This window comes from Actinopolymorpha sp. B17G11 (assembly GCF_040196095.1).
Classification (GTDB): Bacteria; Actinomycetota; Actinomycetes; order Propionibacteriales; family Actinopolymorphaceae; genus Thermasporomyces.
The window spans coordinates 1-17,836 of record NZ_JBEFTW010000058.1; the positions used below are offsets into that span (position 1 = coordinate 1).

General features: G+C 65.7%; 21 protein-coding genes. 14 read left to right on the forward strand and 7 right to left on the reverse strand.

Translation table 11 applies throughout. The features are described 5' to 3' along the window. The first annotated feature begins 213 nt into the window (after positions 1-213). From ABN028_RS33200 to ABN028_RS33220, 5 genes are all read left to right on the forward strand, one after another. On the forward strand, positions 214-1,194 hold the full coding sequence (locus ABN028_RS33200; RefSeq protein ID WP_349699361.1) for an alpha/beta fold hydrolase: 981 nt from the start codon (positions 214-216) through the stop codon (positions 1,192-1,194). Positions 1,195-1,412: 218 nt separating this feature from the next. Continuing rightward, positions 1,413-2,006: a class I SAM-dependent methyltransferase gene (locus ABN028_RS33205; protein WP_349699362.1), complete on the forward strand. Its 594-nt coding sequence runs from the start codon at positions 1,413-1,415 to the stop codon at positions 2,004-2,006. A 381-nt stretch (positions 2,007-2,387) separates the two neighbouring features. Next, positions 2,388-3,164, forward strand: a complete 777-nt coding sequence (locus ABN028_RS33210; RefSeq protein ID WP_349699363.1) for an ArsR/SmtB family transcription factor — start codon at positions 2,388-2,390, stop codon at positions 3,162-3,164. 24 nt (positions 3,165-3,188) lie between these two features. Next, a complete protein-coding gene (locus tag ABN028_RS33215) occupies positions 3,189-3,566 on the forward strand; it encodes a VOC family protein (protein ID WP_349329281.1) in 378 nt (125 codons plus the stop codon). Continuing rightward, on the forward strand, positions 3,563-3,838 hold the full coding sequence (locus tag ABN028_RS33220) for a DUF1905 domain-containing protein (RefSeq protein ID WP_349699364.1): 276 nt from the start codon (positions 3,563-3,565) through the stop codon (positions 3,836-3,838). The genes ABN028_RS33215 and ABN028_RS33220 overlap by 4 nt, the downstream gene beginning before the upstream one ends. Before the next feature lie 43 nt (positions 3,839-3,881). On the opposite strand, the gene ABN028_RS33225 is transcribed toward ABN028_RS33220, so the two are convergent. Beyond that, positions 3,882-4,433, reverse strand: coding sequence for an isochorismatase family protein (locus tag ABN028_RS33225; RefSeq protein ID WP_349699365.1), 552 nt, complete (start codon positions 4,431-4,433; stop codon positions 3,882-3,884). A gap of 97 nt (positions 4,434-4,530) precedes the next feature. Then, positions 4,531-4,851 carry a hypothetical protein gene (locus ABN028_RS33230; RefSeq protein WP_349699366.1) on the reverse strand — a complete coding sequence of 107 codons (321 nt, stop codon included), beginning with the start codon at positions 4,849-4,851 and terminating at the stop codon, positions 4,531-4,533. Between the two features lie 214 nt (positions 4,852-5,065). Between ABN028_RS33230 and ABN028_RS33235 the strand changes: the two genes are divergently transcribed. From ABN028_RS33235 to ABN028_RS33245, 3 genes are all read left to right on the forward strand, one after another. Further along, positions 5,066-5,692 (forward strand): helix-turn-helix domain-containing protein, encoded by a 627-nt coding sequence (locus tag ABN028_RS33235; RefSeq protein ID WP_349699367.1) that lies wholly within the window; start codon positions 5,066-5,068, stop codon positions 5,690-5,692. Positions 5,693-6,297: 605 nt separating this feature from the next. Then, positions 6,298-6,870: a mycothiol transferase gene (locus ABN028_RS33240; protein ID WP_349329285.1), complete on the forward strand. Its 573-nt coding sequence runs from the start codon at positions 6,298-6,300 to the stop codon at positions 6,868-6,870. Between the two features lie 272 nt (positions 6,871-7,142). Then, positions 7,143-7,721 (forward strand): YdcF family protein, encoded by a 579-nt coding sequence (locus tag ABN028_RS33245; RefSeq protein WP_349329286.1) that lies wholly within the window; start codon positions 7,143-7,145, stop codon positions 7,719-7,721. A 259-nt stretch (positions 7,722-7,980) separates the two neighbouring features. Here the strand turns inward: ABN028_RS33245 and ABN028_RS33250 are convergent, their stop codons facing one another. Continuing rightward, positions 7,981-8,748: a VOC family protein gene (locus ABN028_RS33250; RefSeq protein WP_349329287.1), complete on the reverse strand. Its 768-nt coding sequence runs from the start codon at positions 8,746-8,748 to the stop codon at positions 7,981-7,983. A gap of 495 nt (positions 8,749-9,243) precedes the next feature. Between ABN028_RS33250 and ABN028_RS33255 the strand changes: the two genes are divergently transcribed. Together ABN028_RS33255 and ABN028_RS33260 are read left to right on the forward strand one after the other, a co-directional pair. Further along, positions 9,244-10,077, forward strand: a complete 834-nt coding sequence (locus ABN028_RS33255) for a dienelactone hydrolase family protein (protein ID WP_349329288.1) — start codon at positions 9,244-9,246, stop codon at positions 10,075-10,077. A 379-nt stretch (positions 10,078-10,456) separates the two neighbouring features. Beyond that, positions 10,457-11,245, forward strand: a complete 789-nt coding sequence (locus ABN028_RS33260; protein WP_349699368.1) for a phosphotransferase — start codon at positions 10,457-10,459, stop codon at positions 11,243-11,245. Between the two features lie 144 nt (positions 11,246-11,389). Here ABN028_RS33260 and ABN028_RS33265 read toward each other — a convergent pair whose 3' ends face one another. The 3 genes from ABN028_RS33265 to ABN028_RS33275 form a co-directional block, all read right to left on the reverse strand. Further along, complete coding sequence (locus ABN028_RS33265) at positions 11,390-12,253, reverse strand: phosphotransferase family protein (protein ID WP_349329290.1); 864 nt, start codon at positions 12,251-12,253, stop codon at positions 11,390-11,392. Next, complete coding sequence (locus tag ABN028_RS33270) at positions 12,234-12,806, reverse strand: P-loop NTPase family protein (RefSeq protein WP_349329291.1); 573 nt, start codon at positions 12,804-12,806, stop codon at positions 12,234-12,236. Before ABN028_RS33270 ends, ABN028_RS33265 begins: the two co-directional genes overlap by 20 nt. A 693-nt stretch (positions 12,807-13,499) precedes the next feature. Further along, positions 13,500-14,063: a dihydrofolate reductase family protein gene (locus tag ABN028_RS33275; protein ID WP_349699369.1), complete on the reverse strand. Its 564-nt coding sequence runs from the start codon at positions 14,061-14,063 to the stop codon at positions 13,500-13,502. Between the two features lie 624 nt (positions 14,064-14,687). Here ABN028_RS33275 and ABN028_RS35630 point away from each other — a divergent pair. From ABN028_RS35630 to ABN028_RS33295, 4 genes are all read left to right on the forward strand, one after another. Then, the gene (locus ABN028_RS35630) at positions 14,688-14,837 is read left to right on the forward strand and encodes a YciI family protein (protein ID WP_502877594.1); all 150 of its coding nucleotides are present in this window, start codon (positions 14,688-14,690) and stop codon (positions 14,835-14,837) included. Then, positions 14,834-15,184 (forward strand): hypothetical protein, encoded by a 351-nt coding sequence (locus ABN028_RS33285; protein ID WP_349699370.1) that lies wholly within the window; start codon positions 14,834-14,836, stop codon positions 15,182-15,184. Before ABN028_RS35630 ends, ABN028_RS33285 begins: the two co-directional genes overlap by 4 nt. Beyond that, positions 15,165-15,767: a cysteine hydrolase family protein gene (locus ABN028_RS33290; RefSeq protein ID WP_349699371.1), complete on the forward strand. Its 603-nt coding sequence runs from the start codon at positions 15,165-15,167 to the stop codon at positions 15,765-15,767. The genes ABN028_RS33285 and ABN028_RS33290 overlap by 20 nt, the downstream gene beginning before the upstream one ends. Before the next feature lie 290 nt (positions 15,768-16,057). Then, positions 16,058-16,861 carry an LLM class flavin-dependent oxidoreductase gene (locus ABN028_RS33295; RefSeq protein WP_349699372.1) on the forward strand — a complete coding sequence of 268 codons (804 nt, stop codon included), beginning with the start codon at positions 16,058-16,060 and terminating at the stop codon, positions 16,859-16,861. A gap of 230 nt (positions 16,862-17,091) precedes the next feature. On the opposite strand, the gene ABN028_RS33300 is transcribed toward ABN028_RS33295, so the two are convergent. Next, positions 17,092-17,253 carry a mycothiol transferase gene (locus ABN028_RS33300; RefSeq protein ID WP_349329296.1) on the reverse strand — a complete coding sequence of 54 codons (162 nt, stop codon included), beginning with the start codon at positions 17,251-17,253 and terminating at the stop codon, positions 17,092-17,094. Positions 17,254-17,836 lie beyond the last annotated feature (583 nt).

Here is a 17,836-nt window from a genome sequence, read left to right on the forward strand (position 1 = left end):
GACCCCATGGCCCCAGATGTCATCACTGTCCGTGCCCATCCCGCCGGACCCAGCCCGGCGTGTCGAGCCGGAAACACCGTTCAGTGCACAGTCCCGCCGATCATGTCCCCCGCCGTTCGTTTTAGGGTTGTGGCCAACTGACACGCCTGCTGTGGACGTCGGAGAGCGGCGGTGGAGCATCTCGGTCTGGGGGTTCGGGTAGGGTCGCGCGTCGTGTTCGAGAAGGCAGAGGTGCGGGCGTTCGGGTTGCTGGCTGTCGGTGGTGGCCACGAGGTCTACTGGGAGGAGTCGGGGGATCCTGGCGGCATTCCTGCGGTGTATCTGCATGGCGGACCAGGCGGCACCCTCGGCCAGGGCAGCTACCGGAACAGGTTCGATCCGTCGAGGTTTCGTGTCATCGGCCTGGACCAGCGGGGCTGCGGTCGATCGACGCCGCATGTCACCGTGCCGGGCTACGACCTGACCCAGAACACGACGGCCCATCTGATCGACGACCTCGAACGGTTGCGTGAGCACCTCCAGATCGACCGGTGGCTGGTCAACGGTGTGTCATGGGGCTCTACTCTCGCCCTCGCGTACGCGCAGGCTCACCCGGAGCGAGTCCTTGGCATCGTGGCCATGGCTGTCACCACGACCGACCGGTTCCAGGTCAACTGGATCACCGAGACTGTAGGTGCGATCTTCCCCGAGGCCTGGGATCGTCTGGCCAGCCACGCCGAACAGGCCGGCATTGGCTACCGGCGCGATCACGGCCGCCTCATCGAGGCGTACGCACAGCTGATGAGGCACCCGGTCTCGGCGACACGCGATGCCGCATCGCTCGCCTGGGTGGAGTGGGAAGATCATCACATCTCCATTGGTACCGGCGGTGTGCACCGGAATCCTCGCTGGGATGACGACGAGTTCCGGCATGTCTTCGCCACACTCGTCACCCACTACTGGGCCAATGACGGCTTCCTTGCTCCGTCGATCTTGGAGCAAATGGACCGGCTGGCCGGCGTACCCGCCACGCTGATCCACGGACGCCGTGATGTCAGCGGGCCAGCGGCTATCCCCTGGAGACTCCACCAAGCCTGGCCCGGCAGCGAGCTGATCATCGACGAGGGCGAAGGACACGGCGGCAACTCCATGGTCGAGGCCTGGTGCACCGCCAACACCCGCCACGCCAACAGGACCAGCTCGGACACAGCTTGACCCTCGCAGAGAGGGATCGCTCACCGGACACCCCACTCGTCCCGTTGGCACCCAAGGAGAAGCCGGGCACTACTCGGCAGCGGTTCAATGCCCACGGTCAGGGTCAATGCCGCCCAGCGTGTGTGAGTGGGCGGTTGGTGGCTGCACCAGTCCGCAGATCCGGGACAGGGAGGGCGGCAACTGGCCTGGACCTTGTTCACAGCGGCAACCTTGGCGGCATGTCTGATCCGTGGAATGTGAACATCCACTACGACGCGAGGTTGGATGCGTGCGTGCCCGCCTCCGCGAGGTCGGTGCTCGACGTGGGATGCGGGGATGGTTTCCTCGCCGCCAGGCTGGCAAGGCGTGTCCCCTGCGTTGTCGCGATCGATGTGGACGCCCCGGTGCTGGAGCGGGCGCGAGCGCGGTTTCCGGAGGCGAAGGTGACCTGGCGCCACGGCGACGTGATGACGTATCCCTTCGCTCGGGAGTCGTTCGATGCCGTCGTGTCCAACGCGACGCTGCATCACTTTCCGAACAGCAAGGGTGCCCTCGCTCGCCTGAGCGAGCTGGTACGTCCAGGCGGAACGCTGGCGGTAGTGGGCTTCGTACAGATGGAACGGCGGGACTGGCCATGGGCGGTCGCTTCGTGGGTGGCACGCGGGGTAACTATCCGCGTACGAGGCAATTGGGCTCATAGCGCTCCGGTGGCATGGCCGCCCCCCGAAACGTTCCGTCAAATGCGCCAAACCGTCCACGAAGTCCTGCCCGGCGCTCGCGTCGCCCGCCAGATCCTGGGACGCTACCTGATCGCCTGGCAGGCACCGGCCTGACTATCTCCTCGAGCAAGTCAGCAGTGTGGGGCCTCAGAAAGTGGGGTCTCACAAGCCGAACGGCGCCCGAACGCCGCGATGACGCATCAGAGGAGCAGCGTTCCGACCGGGCCGTGTCCGTATGCGGATATCCCTATCGAGACACGTCACACTCTCGCCTCCTTCTCAGCACCGCGTGGCGTAGCGGCGATGTGCTCCAGGAGGCGAGCCCTATCCCTAGACGGCGCGTGGCCGTACCTGTCGCAAAGCACGCGACTACCGGCGCCGGTTATGTCGCCCCTGCTGACGCTGTTCCTGGGTCCGGTTCACGTCCGCAACGAGGTCTCCGGTGCAGGGCGTGCGGCTTGACAGGAAACCAAAAGGTTTCCTATCGTCGGTGGGGTGGAACCTGTGTTCAAGGCGCTGGGCGACCGGACCCGCCGGGCTCTGTTGGACGCGTTGCTGGAGCAGGACGGGCAGACCCTGCTTGCCCTGTCGACGCGCTTCCAGATGACCCGACCGGCCGTGGCCAAGCACCTGGGCATCCTCGAGGAGGCCGGTCTCGTAGTGGCCCGCCGCCGAGGCCGCGAGAAGCACCACTTCCTGAACGTCGTGCCGATCCGCCAAGTCCATGACCGATGGATCACCAAGTACACCGAGGACTGGTCGGCGGGCCTGTCCGACCTGAAGAGAGACCTGGAGCAAGGCATGGAGAAGGTGTTCGAGATCTACATCGACACCACACCCGAACGGCTGTGGCACGCGATCACCAACCCGGCCAGTCGGGCCAAGTACCACTTCGGTGCCTCGGTCCATTCGGACTGGACCACGGGCTCGTCGTTCACCCTCGACCATCCCGGCGCGGAACGCCCGCTGGCCGAAGGTGAGAACGTCGTGGTGGATCCGCCGAGGCGACTCGTGCAGTCCATGCGGACGCTGTGGTCAGACGACGCCGAGAGACAGGGCACGACCAGGGTGACGTGGGAGATCGAGCCGGTCGGCGACGCGTGCAGGCTCACCGTGACCCACGACCAGCTCGCTGGCAACGCCCCACCCGAGCTCTACGGCGGCTGGCCGATGATCCTCTCCGGGCTGAAGACGTGGCTCGAGACGGGCAGGACGCTGACCACCCCCGGTTCGTTGATGTACGGCGGCACCGATCCGTCGAACCCCGCATAACCCATGTGAACAAGGAGAAAGCCCATGACCACCATCACCGACGTACGCACGATCGGCATCGCTGTCGCCGATCAGGACCAGGCACTGAAGTTCTACCGCGAAACCCTGGGCTTCGAGGTCCGCCTCGACGGGATGGCCGGAGACATGCGATGGCTCGAGGTCGCACCGCCTGGCGCCAGGGTGTCGCTGGCGCTGACCACCGGCGAGACCACCTCGAATCGGGAGACCGGGATCAGGTTCGTGGTACCCGACGCCACCACCGAGCACGCCGCGCTGCGTACCGGCGGCGTGTCTGTCGGCGAGCTGCTGGCCTGGCCCGGCGTACCACCCATGTTCACCTTCGACGACCCCGACGGAAACCAGTTCGTGGTCGTAGAGCAGGCCGAGGAGGATTCACGATGAGCACCCGACTGGATCACACATTCACCGCCGTCGTGGAACGCAGCGACGCCAAAGGCGGATGGACCTACGTACGCACCAACTGGAGCGCCGAGTTCTTCGGCACCCGCGGCCTCGTCAAGGTAGCCGGGACCATGGACGGCCACCCGTTCGAGGCGTCGTTCATGGCCATGGGAGACGGAACCCACAAGCTCCCGATCAAGACCGAACTCCGCGAACGCCTCGGCAAGGAGATCAGCAGCACCGTGACCATCCACCTCACTGAACGCCGTTGATCTGCTCTCGGACACATCAACCCCTACGGCAGATCTGTCCAGTTCATGTGAACGTCACGTCCTTTGTTTCCGTGACTCCGGCCGTGCGGCCGGGTGCTGAGTGGTTCTGCCAATAGAGGTTCGTATGCGCGATGACCTTGTCCGGCGGTGGAGCACCCCACGGGCTCAGATCCTCCGTTGTGTGCGCGTCGCCGACGAGAGTCACGTCGTAGCCACGTACAAAGGCGCCGTGGATCGTTGATCGGATGCACTCGTCCGTCTGCGCTCCTGTCACGACCAGGCGTCCGACACCAGCCTTGGCCAGTACGTCCTCGAGGTCGGTGTCTTCGAAGGAATCGGCGAATGTCTTGTGCACCAACGGTTCTGACTCCTGACGTCTCAGTTCCGAGACGTAGGCCCAGGATTCACTCCCTGTTGTCATCTGCTCGGAGGAGTGCTGAACCCACACGATGGGGACGCCCTCTTCGCGAGCCCGGTCGACGAGCGTGCCTATGTTGGCGACGACGGTGTCGCGCTCGTATGCATCGGCCACGACGCCGATCTGGACGTCGATCACCATCAAGGCGCTGTTGGGTCGATCTGACAGCGTGGTCATAACGATCTCCTCTGCTCGTTGGACGGCTCTTGCCAGATGGACAGCTGTGGGCGGATCCGGCGGCTCGGGCCGGGACCTCCTGGGGCATCGACCGAGGTCAGGCGGGGTCGAGGACGCGGCTGACGATCCATGCGTGCTTGCCGACCTGGCGTACCCGCTCGAATCCGTTCTGCTCGAACAGTTCGACTGTCGCCGAGGCCAGCCAGTGGCCACTGACCGTGCGACCGGCGACGACCTGGGAGACGGCCTCGATACGCCCGCTTGCCGGCGTCTCGGTACCGGGCTGGCAATGGTTGTTCTGGCACCAGCAACCACCCATGACCCCGCCGTTACGGTCGCAGAGCTCGGCAAAGGCATCCCATGTCGACGCATCAAGCGCGCGAACCGTGTACGGCTTGGCCGCCGTCCGGTCAGTCATTCGACACCTCATCGCAGGACCACCAGGAGGACCCTCCAAACCCACCACGACATCCATGTCCGGCCTCGATTTCCCTATCCGCCCTCGCGGACCACGAGATCCCTCGCCTGGCACTTATCGCGTGTAGTTGATCGTTTCGGGACGCAGCACGCTAACCTGACGGGAGGACTCATCCAAATCTTTCGATCAGTGACGGTAGCGGAGTAATCGAGAAATGTCGACCAGTCAGCAGGTGCCGGACTACGAGCTCGACGACGTGCGCATCGTCACGTCCACCCAGGAGCTCAAGGCGATGTTCGACTCCTTCCGCGGCACCCTGCTCGAACTACTGCTCGAGAGGGCGGCCTCGGTGCAAGAACTAGCCTCTGCGGTAAAGCGCCCAAAGAGCACGGTCGCCTATCACGTCGATCTCCTGACCGACGCCGGGATGCTCAAGGTCGTACGAACGCGCACCATCCGGGGACAAGAGGAACGCTTCTACGGGAGAACCGCACGAGTCTTCTACGTCGGCCAGATCACGCCCGAACAGACCGAGCTGATCCCTAACCGAATGGCCGAGTGGGCAGCCGAGGCCGCTCCCGCTCACATCGACGACAATCTCCGCGCGATCAAGCGCTACGCCTGGATCGACGACGCAGACGCCGAGGAGTTCTACCGCCGCGTCCTGCACCTGGTCAACGAGTTCGCGCAGTTGCCCAGACGAAATCCAGGCAAGGCCCACGCATTCATGGTTGCGCTCTATCCGACCGAGTACCCCCGGCTGCCGGACCCCCAGGACCAGCCGGGGCTGTCCGGATCGGTGGAGACGCACTCCGTGGCCAACCCGAAACACGTCCGGTAGGGGAATCCATTCCGGACGACCGTGAACACGCCCGATGATGGGGGTACTACGAGACGGCCTGATCAACGGAACGTGCCACCCTCGTGCCACTATGGGCGACCGCTTCGGGTTCCCCAAACGGACGGCCTGCGCCGGGGCGGATGATGCACTGGATGTGCCGGACAGCCATTCATCTCGTTGGGCTCAGCGCGCCGCTGACGCGGCGCAGCGGGGGACGAGCACCCATCGAAGGCCTCAGGGTTTCGCCCCGAAGCCCAGACTTGGGGAGGAAGCGCCGGGCTCCGGCACGGGTCTGGTGCAGTGCCAGCAGGCGGGGTTGTCATGAGGTATGCAACGCAAAGTTCGTGATGAGGTCGGCGAGCATCTCTGGTTGATCCCATTGCACGTTGTGGCCTCCGGGAACGCCCAGCCCGTTCCGTTCGCCGTCCGGTCACAGGGATCGGGCTATGGATTCGCGAGCGCGGGTATGCAATTCGGACGTACATCGTCCGGAACAGGTCCTACGATGCCGGCATGGCTATCGCACGTTCCCAACATGTGAGCTTTGGCTGTCCCGATCCAGGTGCTGGTGCGCGACCTGTCCGTCTGAACCTAGGAGGGCGGACATGACGAGTGCACCCGGCTTTACGGCCGGCGAGCCGCCAAAGTGGGACGTCGAGCGTTTCATGCACGGCGATGAGGTCGACACGGCCCTGATAACCCTCGAACGGAACCGGCGCACGTTCGCGTGGAAATGTGCCGACGTCGACGCAACTGGGATGGCCCTGCGGCTCGGCCCGTCGTCGGTGACCTTGGGCGGTCTGCTCAAGCACCTGGCCTGGGTTGAAGAGCTCTACTTCCAACACCGGCTGGCGGGAAGGGCGCCCATGGCGCCGTTCGACGGTCTCGACCTCGAGGCCGACTGGGACGACTGGGCCTGGCGTCCTGCAGCCGATGACACCCCGCAGGCACTGCGCTCGCTGTGGACCGATGCCGTACACCGTTCCAGAGAGTCCCTGGCCGAGACGCTGTCCAACGGCGGGCTCGATCAGCCAACCCACGACGGGATGAACCTCCGGCGGTTGCTGGCCGACATGATCGAGGAGTACGCCCGTCACACCGGGCACGCCGACCTGCTCCGCGAAGCAGTCGACGGCTCCACCGGAGAAGGAGCCCCCGGGGAGTTCGCCGTCCCGTGAGTCCAGGCCGGCGCGCCGCCATCGTGTTGCGGCGGTGCCGAGACCTGAAGGCTCCAAGCCGACCCGCCACGGACGCGGCCTACGGCCCGAACGCCGACGGCCCGCGCTGATGATCAGCGGTCGCAGATGCGGATCCCGTGTGAGACGACGTGGCGGTGGTCGCCGAGTCTCGTCGACGTCTACCGGGGCCGTTCGGGCTGTCGCCGATATGGTGTGTGCCAGTCCGGAGCGCGGAGGACCCTATGGCAAGCCGCCCTGCCAACAGCCAACCCATGACTGACCTGACTCTGATCGACTCCCACGCCGGCGAGGTTCACCCAGCAGATGTCATCCTCGTGTTCGGAACCCGCCACTGGACCGCGGCCGAAGTCGCTGTCGAGTTGTACTTCTCGAACTACGCGCCGGTGATCGTCACCACCGGGGGTCCAAAGCGCCATCCCCGCGGCGCAAGTGAGGCGGTTCAACACCAACAGCTCCTGCTCAGCGCAGGGGTCCCTGCCGAGGCGATCATCGTAGAGAGTCGATCATCGACCACCACGGAAAACGTGACAATGGCACTGCCCCTCATCGCTGATTCCGTTAGCAATGTTCGGTCAGTGATCGCCGTGGTGAAGTGGTGTCACCGACGCGCCGTGGTGACTCTCGCAGCGCATGCTCCATGGATTGAGCGGATTTACGCGGCCGACTACGAGCCGTTCAATGCCCAGAAGCGGGTCGCTGCGACTCGGAGCAACTGGCAGGACACCTACCAGGAACGCGTCGAGCGTGAGACGCGGTACATGCAAGAACGGGCATCGAACGGCCTCGATCTATTGCAGCGCACTGACTCTGGGTGGATCCGCACGGTTTGATAGTGGGCTCTCCCGTGGCCCAATGCGCCCCCACAACACGACAAACGCCAGGAGACAACTCCGATTCGATTCTCACCTGTACGCTGGGGGGTCACCGAACGGACACCCGCACGGTCGGCGTCGTGCTCGCCCGGGGTATCGACGGTTGGCGTTCCCCTAACGAGACGGCGATACCGGCAGCGTCTCCGGGCTGTCACTGAGGTCCGGCAGCAGCCGACCTCGCTATGCGGGCTCGTCTACGTCGGGGAACCCTGCGCGGTCAGCCGGCTGGGTAAAGGCAGAACGGATGCCCCTCCAGGTCGGCGTAGACGACGCATTCCGCACCCATGTCGGGGAGCCTGGTGGCACCGAGTCGGGTCACGAGCTTCTCCGCGGCCGCGAGATCGTCGACTTCGATGTCGAGGTGGATCTGCGGTGGGCGCTCGGGGTCAAGCCACTGCGGTGGCCTGCCGTTCGCCCCCGCGTGGAATCCGATACAGTCGGGTTGCGTCCGGTCCTTTAGTCTGATCGTCATTTCGCCATCCTCAGCTTTCGTCAGCTCTTGCGTGTCCAGAAGGTCGGCATAGAACGCGGCGAGGGCGCGAGGCGAGTCAAAGCAATGGAAGTTGATACCGCCGAGTAGCCCTCTCAGCGCTCTTTCCTCTTCGCTACGTGGAAATGGGGAGCATAGGCAGAAGGGGTGACCGGCGGGATCCGCGTACACCGGACAGTCTCCGCCCTGGTGCTGGAGCCGTGTGGCTCCCAGTCTCTGCACCAGTTCCGTCGGGCTCTCGCTGTCATAGCTATGTACCTGTACTGGGCCGCACAAATGTAACTGCTGCGGATACGCAGGATCCGGCCACGTCGGCGGCCGATAGTCATCTACGGTGGCAAACGCGAGCCGCGTGCGACTCTTGTCATTCCCGATAACAACTCTCTCCGGCGTGTCGAGGTGCCGGATCGGCATCATTACCAGCTCGGCGTAAAAAGACGCCAGCTTCTGTGCATCTGGACAGTCAAAGGTGATGTTCTGCACGTTCGCACGCATGCTTAAAGCTCCCTGCAATCTTGGGGTCGGGTCGGCGGGCACAACAGCGCCGCTCGGAGCGGCGCCGAGGACTCTGCCTCAAACGAAGCTGTCTCCAGAGATTCGCACCCGCGGTCGAGCCGCTCGTCATCACCAACCGTAGGAGACGTCACTGACATCTCCTGTCAGTGACAGTCCTTCGCAACTCCTCGCCGAGCCGGAACAAGCCGACGCGCTCACTGCCGAGGACCAGCACGGATTGATCCTGTTGTTCTGGTTCCACGTCCGGGCCAACCGTGAGGTGAAGCTCAACATGGCCAGGCGCGTCCGGTTGGGGATCGTCTTACGAGACGGCGGCGGCCGGCGTCATCGCACCGTTCCGCAGATCCGCCGGTGGCAGGCACCCGCGAGCCGAAGCAGTGCTTGGATGGCCAGATGGCCCCGCCCCTTCTGAACCGCGAGCGAGTCCGGCAAGTTCTTGGTCCTGTTGCGGTACCTGGGCCACGAGACCCGAAGGTGCACGAGGAGGTCGTGTGCGACGGCTATGTCCGTCGCCGTGTCTCGTATGCCGTCCCCGCAGGTCGTGGGTCCGCGTTCGTCTGCATCCCCGATGGCCTGGCCGGACCGGCGCCAGTGGTGTTCTGCCACCATCAGCACGCGGGCCAGTTCGACCTTGGCAAGAGTGAGGTGTGTGGGCTGCGCGGTGACCCGGATCAGGCGTACGCGGCCGAGCTCGCGCAGCGCGGCTTCGTCACCATCGCCCCCGACGCCATCGGGTTCGAGGACCGCAATTGGGACGACGGCAAGAACATCGGCTGGTTCGAGTTGTCTTCCCGCCTTGTGCTGGGGCGCACCCTGCTGGCGGACTGCCTCCAGGAGATCTCCCTGGCCATCGACTACGCGACCAGCCTCCCGGAGGTTGACTCCACTCGTGTCGGCTTCCTCGGCCACTCCTACGGCGGGCGTGCCGCCATCTGGGCACCAGCGTGGGATGACCGCATCACAGTGAGTGTTTCGAACTGCGGTTGCATCCCTTACCGCGACTCGTTCGCACGCGACGCGGGCTTCCAGGCTGAGTTCGTCGTCCCGGGCTTCGCTGCCCGGTATGACGTCGAGGACCTTATGGCACTCGCGGGTCAGTGCGAGTACCTCCTCATAGCGGCGGAGGGCGACAAGTGGAGCCGGGGTGCTAGAGAAGTCGAGGCGCGCCTCAACTCCAGAGGCGCCGACAACGTGCGCGTCCACGTCGTGCCTGGCGGCCACGAGTTCCGGTTGCCGCAGCGCCGACTCGCGTACGAGTTCCTGAGCGGCCTGTCGGATCGGTGCCAACGGACTTCATGGCAGAAGTAGCGGCTGGGGACGGCAATCGGGTTGTCGGCGCGAGACGTGTCACCGGCCGCCACATCTGGGTGGGACCAACGAGAGCGAGACGGCAGCCCCCGGGCCCGCTTCGGTGTTCGGTGGTGGATCCCTCACCGGACGGACTTGAGGATCCGCGCCACTGGCCCTGGCCGATGCGGCCGCACTCCGGAATCTCTCACCGATTCGGAGCGGCTGAGTCCACGCCGACCGGGATGAGCAGCTGCGGAATCGTACACATGCGCTGACCTCCAGAGGGGGATGAGAGAGGAATTGAGACCTCTTTGTCGGATCTCACCGACATGCGTACAGGCCGAGACGTTGGCGTGCCCGCTGGCGGCGGTACCCATTCATTTGTCAGGGTGGCGGTGTGGCGGAGCAGCAGCTTGATGGCGGGATCGCGAACGCGGGCCAGGTCGTCCGCGTCGGTCCACACGTGCTTCGTCCCTCGAGTCCGCACTCGGGTTCGATTCACGCCTTCCTGCGTGCGGTGAAGGACGCCGGATTCGAGCGTGCCCCGATGCCAGTCGGCATCGACGCGGACGGACGCGAGCGCCTCGTGTTCATTGATGGCGAGGTCCCTGTGGCGCCTTATCCGGACTGGAGCCAGTCCGACACGGCGCTTGCGTCGATCGCCAGGCTGCTGCGCGGGCTGCACGACGCCGCCGGCCGGTTCGACCCTGAGGGTTTCACCTGGAACGACAGTCTGGCTGACCCCGCAGGCGGGCCGCTCGTGTGCCACAACGACGTAGAGCCCTCAAACGTCGTCTTCCGTGATGGCATCGCCGTTGCACTGCTCGACTTCGAATTCGCTGCCCCTGGCCGCCCCGTCTACGACCTGGCCCAGCTCGCCCGCCTCTGTGTACCGATCGAGGACGACTTCGACCAGGACCGGATCGGCTGGCGGCCCGCCGACCGACCGGCACGGTTACGACTCGTCGCCGACGCCTACGGACTGGACCGGGACGGTCGGGTGGAGCTGCTCGCCGCCATGAACGATGCCCTCGCCCGCATCGAAGCAGCCGCGCGGCGCAGCATCGATGCGGGTGATCCGAACGCCGTCGCGATGTTGAACCGGACGGGAGGCATCGAGAAGTACGACCGTCGGCGCCGCTGGTGGGCCGCCCACCACGACCAGTTCGCAGCCGCCCTCCTCTGACCCCACAACCTCTGCCCGGAAGACCGGTCGCCCGCTGCGGCGGTCTGGGCCACCGGCCCACGCTCGCCTTCAACGGCACTTCGCCGGATAGGTGCAGCTTGCCTCGGACTGGCGTCAGCGGACGCGATCCAGCGCCAGGGCGCTCTACCAGACGACATCGTCGAGCGCCGGCCACGGCGGACCATCCCGCAAAACGTGAAGGAACGCCACTCCCGATTCTCTGCCGCTCGGGTGTTGGTCGCCTCGACTCCAGCGGTGCGCTGCGACGATCGCGAGTACGATCCCTCTGCACTCGCCGACCAGGTCTTGGTCGGCGTGGGGATAGTGCTGGCTGACCTCGCTGGGCACCCAAGCCAGGTCGTACTCGACCGGCCCATGGGCGGTGTTTTCGAAGTCGATGAAGAGCGGTCCGTTCTTCGTGTTGAGGATGTTCCCCGGATGCGGCTCGCCGTGCAGCAGCTGTTCGGGGGCGGGCCGGTTGACGATTGAGCGGCCCAGATCGTGCAGCGTGTTGGCGAGCAGCGCCCGGTCGGTATCGGTGAGATCGGGAGTGACGTCACGACTGGCAACGTCTCGGCCAGTTGCAGCCACTCGATCCATGAAGTGTGGCGTCGTGACCTCGATCCGCCGCAGGCCGGCATGAAGACGGTCGAGCACGTGGGCGTACTCGGCCGGCGGAAGCATTCGAGACTGCACAGGTTCGAAGTAGGCCCACATGGCGATCTTGAAGCCGTCATGGGCGAAGACGCGTGGTTCGACCCGAGCCTCGAGCGGGGCGACCGGGCTGCCCGTCAGCGCGAGCCGTCTGGCGAGTTCGACTTCTTGCTCTGTGCTTGCGAAATGTGTCATGGGCGTGACTCGGGCGACGATGTCGCATGGCGTCAGGCGGATGACGAGTCGGTTGGAGTCGCTGAGAACGATCGCGTCGTCGACGTCCAAGTCGAGTTCTGACGCGGTAGACATCGCCGCAGCCACCGCACGCCGCGCCTCAGCTGCTTCCATCTCCATCTCCACCTCCCCTCCCCGCGACGTCGACTGACCCGTCGAGGAATTCCCTGATCGCCCGTTTGGACTTGAGCACGTGCCGGGTCGCGTGTTTCCCGTGTCGGGCAATGATCGCTTGCTCGGTTTCGGGGTCCGTGCGCCGGTTCCGCCAGATGACCGGGATGAGGCGCCATTCATCGCGCAACCGTTGCCAGGCCGAGTACTCACATCCTTCAGGCAGCGTGTCCGGCATTCGGCAGCCGCGCAGCAACGCGCGTCCCGCGCACCGCCACCACGGCGTGGCGAGGACCACCACGGTGTCGGCGCGTTCGAGCCGGAGATCGAGCGTCTCGGTGTAGTTGCCATCGGCGATCCACGCGTCACCGGCAAGGACGCGACGTTGTTTCTCGCGCCACTCGGCCTCCGATGGTTCAACCCAGCCGGGCTTCCAGAACTGGAGGTCCAGATGAATGAGCGGCAGGCCGGACTTGACGGCAAGTGCCCGGGAGAACGTGGATTTCCCGGATCCAGCCATCCCGGTGACGACGATGCGGCGTTGAGCTTCGTGGGGGTACATGACACCTTCGCAGGGTCGCAGCGGTGCCAGGTTCGACTACGTGAAGGCTGTCTGCGCCGTGGTGTCGAAGCTGGCAAATGACCTTCTGCGACACGGCAGGATCAAGGATGCCCGGCGGAGCTGGCAGCGTTCTCACGACTGCCATGCCCGCCAATGGGCCACCGGGCAAGGCTCCCCGCGATCAGGAAGCTCCCGGCAGCATCGCATTGCTGCATACCCGCGCAGCACGCGACGACACGTCCGTACCTACCGTGTCAGCGCGTGCCCCGCCGGCCGGGTAGGTCGCGATGCACCCGACCCCAGACGCCATCCGCCATGAGCAGCCTCTCCAACGAAAGTTCAAGGAACCGGCCCGCAAACGCCCGCCGTCCATTCAGAGCGATTCTAACCGGTCGCGCGGCATCCGCCAGTCGCGTTGGCCGCTGCACCGGACGGTCCGGTCTCAACGATCAACTCGGCCACACGCAATGTCATGGCACGTCATCATGGCACGTCGCCAAATCGGGCGGCAGATCTGGCACGAGCCACGACGGGCGGCGCCGAGAGCACCTCACGTTCGGAAAGCAATCCCTATCCGGACGGATCGTCTGCGGTGAAGAACAGGATCCGGCAGGGACGTCACGATCGCCTTGGAACACAGCGCCACGAGATCCTTGGGTGGCCCGAAGCCCGCGCTGATCTGAGGTTCGGTATTCAGCGCCTGGTCTCGTACCTGGTCAGGAGCACGCCGTCGGGAAACGTCCGGGTCTCCACCAGGTTCAGGTTCACCCAGTTGTCCAGGGCTGTGAAGAAGGGCGTGCCGCCGCCCACCAGGACCGGGTGGGTGACGATCGCGTACTCGTCGATCAGCCCGGCCCGCATGGCCGCCGCGGCGAGTGTGGCACCGCCGATGTCCATGGGGCCACCGTCTTGGGTCTTGAGCCGGGTGATCTCGGTGACCGCGTCGCCGGTGACCAGACGGGTGTTCCAGTCGACCGTGCTGGTCGTCGAGGAGAACACCACCTTCGGCATGTCCCGCCAGCGGCGCGCGAACTCGATCTCCGCCGGTGTGGCGCCCGGCTGCTTGTCGGCGGTCGGCCAGTGGGAGCTCATCGTCTCCCACAGTTTGCGCCCGTACAGCGCCAGGCCCGTCGCCCCCACCCGGTCGGACCACCACTGGAACAGCTCGTCGCTCGGCACGCTCCAGCCGAGGTCGTCGCCGGGCGCGGCGATGTAGCCGTCCAGGCTCATGTTCATGCCGAAAGTCAGTTTGCGCATGGCGTCAGCCTCCCGTGAGTCGGGCGCACCTCGTCGACGAGCTCAGCGTGGCGCTGCTTGGCGAGTTCGTAGATCATGTAGTCGTTCATGGTTGTCCCTCTCATAGGCTGCCGGCTTGTTTGGGCTGCGCCCCTCGTGGGCAGCCTTCACCCCTGCTACGAATGCCCCTGGCCCGATCCGACACCACCGCCCGGACTTCTTTCGAGGTCTTTCTAGTACGCCGCTTGTGACCGATCCGACAGCGAGACGGTCTCGGGCCAGGGGCGCGTTCCGGTCAGGGATTGGATTGCCCGAGGCCCGCGCCGACCCCGGCGACAGCCTCCCCGTGTGCGCGCTGGACACTTCGGGCGAGGTCGTCAACGACCAGCGCAGGTCAAGCGAGCGCTTCGACCAGTCGGATCGATCAGAGCCCATGAGGGGCGTACCCAAAGGACAGGAGATGATCTTCAGATGAAGTACCTGGTTCCGTGATCCACGACAAGCCCGGTCTCGCCACTCCGGACGAGATGGCTGCCATCAACGTGTTCGTCGACCGGCTCAAGGCGGAGGGTCACTGGGTCTTCGCGGCCAGCCTCGGGGCGCCCGGCACGGCGACCGTCATCGACAACCGGGGGTGGGGAGGCCATGGTCACGGACGGGCCCTTCCTGGAGTCGAAGGAGTTCCTCGCCGGCTTCTGGGCCATGGAGGCCCCTGACCTCGACGTCGCGCTGAAGCTCGCGACCGAGGGGTCGAGGGCCTGCAATCGGAAGGTCGAGGTGCGGCCGTTCCTGTGAGCGTGGTCGACGTCCGGGAGGCGATCACCGACGCCCACCGCAAGGACTGGGCGCCGGTGCTCGCCGCCCCGGCCAGGCGTTTCGGTGACCACGATATCGCTGAGGAGGCGGCGGCCGAGGCGTTCGCGACCGTCGTCGAGCGGTGGCATGACGCGCCCGACAGCCCTTCCCTGGTCGCCCACGCGCCGTCCGTTAAGGGAACGTCAGCCGTCGACGCCTGGGGCGACCACGACGACGACCATGCGGGCGTCCGCAAGGGATCCCCTCGCGGACGCTGCCTGGGGCATCGGATCCGGCGATGTCGGTGGTCCCTGGTGGACTGGGTGGATGCGGCTGATCAGCGTTGATTTCCAGCACGACTTCGCCTCCCCTGGCGGGGTGCATTATGGCGGGCAATCTTGCGTCGAGTTCGTCACGGACACGGTGGTGCCATTCGCCCGTACGCACGGCGTCGCAGTTGCCGAGATCGTCTCCGACTATCGCAGTCCGGGCGGCGACGACGCCGATGCCACCTGCGTGCCCGGTCAGTGGGGATATGTGTCTGTGATCCCTGCGGACGTCAAGCCGGCCGCACCGTGGGTGAAGGGTTCCATCGCGCCAACCTGGGTGCGCGACGGCGGTGGACGAGCGGCCGCCGTGCCCGGTCCTGCGCGGCCCGATCCGGCCGGGTTCGCGGCGTGGCTGGACTCGGCGATCGGTCCGCCGGACCCGAGTGAACCGGTCGTGATCATGGGGTTGGTGTTGGAGGTGTGCGTCCTGGCGAGCCTGATCGAGATCAGGCTGCGCGGCTACCCGGCCGTGGTGTTGATCGAAGGTGTCGACACCTCCGACGGCGACCAGCCACGTAAGCACGAGTTCCTCGACACACTCGCAGGTTTCTGGGGGCACCCGATGACCTGGGCTCAGTGCGCGGCCGCGCTCGCGGGTTGAGCGTGCGGACCGGGACCCGAGCGCGAAGGACGCAACTCGGAAGGCACTCGTACGCCGACGCGGCTGTGTCCGTAGGTGGATCGTTCACCGGGCAGGTTTGCGGGACGGAAGGTGCCCGACGATCGCGCAATCTGCGCAGTGTGATCAACGACCAGGGCGATCCGTCTCCGATCGAAATGTCGATATTCTTGGGCGGCGTTGTCGAATTCTTGGTGGCCGGTTCGTGGATAGGGCAACCGGACCGAACAAGGTCCCCAGAATCAAGGAGAACGACGGTGCAGGAGCAGGCCATGCGAGTAACCAGACCATTCCGATTCGGCGTCGTTGCCCCGCTCACTTCTGACCTGCCGACGTGGCGAGACCGCGTGCGCCGCATCGCCGGCAGCGGCTACTCAACGTTGCTGATGCCCGACGTTCCTACGTGGCAACCAGCACTTGGCCCCACGCTGGCAACCGCGGCCGCGCTCGCTGACCTGCGGATCGGCTCGTGGGTCTATGCCTCCGCGCTGCGCCAACCATCGAGCACAGCATGGGAAGCCCACTCACTCTCAGTACTCACCGAAGGCCGCTTCGAAATGGGCATCGGCGCCGGCCGACCCGGGATCGAAGTCGAGCTGGGGCTGCCGGCCGTCTCCCCGGCTGAGCGTCGCGCCAGAATGCGCGAGACCGTGACCACCCTGCGTGCCTTTGACGGCCCGGATCTGCACACGCCGGTCGTCATGGCGGTGAGCGGACCGAAGTCGCAGGCGCTGGCGCTCGACGTCGCCGACGCAGTGACGTTCGTACTCCCACCGGAAGATGATCGGGTCGAAACCACGCGCCGGGTACGCGACTTCGCTGTCGGCCGCGACATCGAACTCGCCCAGCACGTCGCCGCCGTCGGTGACGGTGTCGCTCCGTTCATGGCACCGCCCAACCTCGACACTGCGGCACTTCGCGCGGGAGACTCGCTCGTCATACTTCCGAGTGACCCCGCGGCAGCCGCCGAAGAAATCCAACGACGACGCGAGGAGATCGGCTTCTCCTATTTCGTCATCGGCGCCGACTTCGCCGACACGCTCGCACCGGTCGTGGCCAAGCTCGCCGGACAGTAGGCGCGCCGCGTCGCAGCCTCGAAGCAATCGCCACACTCCCTCTGCTGGCGCCGCTGAGGCCTGCTCACCACCGACCGGAAAGACAGCCACAACCGGTGGCTGAAGATCAACAAAGCCGATACCCGGCCCCGAAGTCGTCGCTATGCAGAATCAGCGCATCCTACTGACATTCGGGGCTACAGCGGGCGCCGCCCGCAAGGGGTTCGTTTTACGGACGAGCCGAGTAGGAGTTACGCGCCCGTGGTGCCGTCGATGCGCTCACGGATGAGATCGGCGTGGCCGGTGTGCTGCGCGTACTCCTCCAGGACCGGCTCCAACCCGAGGTGGTCAAGACCCTCACCGGCAAGCTCGGCTGACCAGCCGTCCACACTGCCGTCACGGAATCCAGCCATAACGCTCCCGCGCGGTCACCAGAGCAAAGCCGACGCCCTCAGCCCGCGTAATCGGCGCGGGTTCCGCAACGATAAGCATGCGAACTCCATTCACCACGACCATCTACACCTGGGCGTTGACGTCCCGGTTCGCGGTTAGTCCAAGCTGCGACCAGTCGCCACCCGGACCGCCACTGGGGTGCGGGGTGTCCGTTCGGGGAAACCGGCCGGACACGCTCGTGAGGTCAAGCCGATCGCCGGCGCCGTGATCGGCAGAGTCTCACACGCCCCGTCCGCAAGGATTCTCAAATGAGGGTAGGGCGGATTCCAGCGGTCGAAGCAACGCTTGTGTTTGCCTGTTGGGTGCTGAGCTTACTGTGCGGCGGCTGCTCCTGCGCTGTGCTCGGGCGTCAGGGTTGGTCAGGGCACCTGGTGGCTACCGTGTTCTTCGATAGGGCCCTGAGCCGGCGGTTGGTCCTGCCAGCACCAGCTACTTGCGCTGCGCGATCTGGAGCGCGGGTTTCTCCGGTCGAGCGCTCCGGGTTGGCCGTCGAATGGGGCGCGACGCCCTGCCGTGAGACCACCCAACCGCCAAGCTCGAACG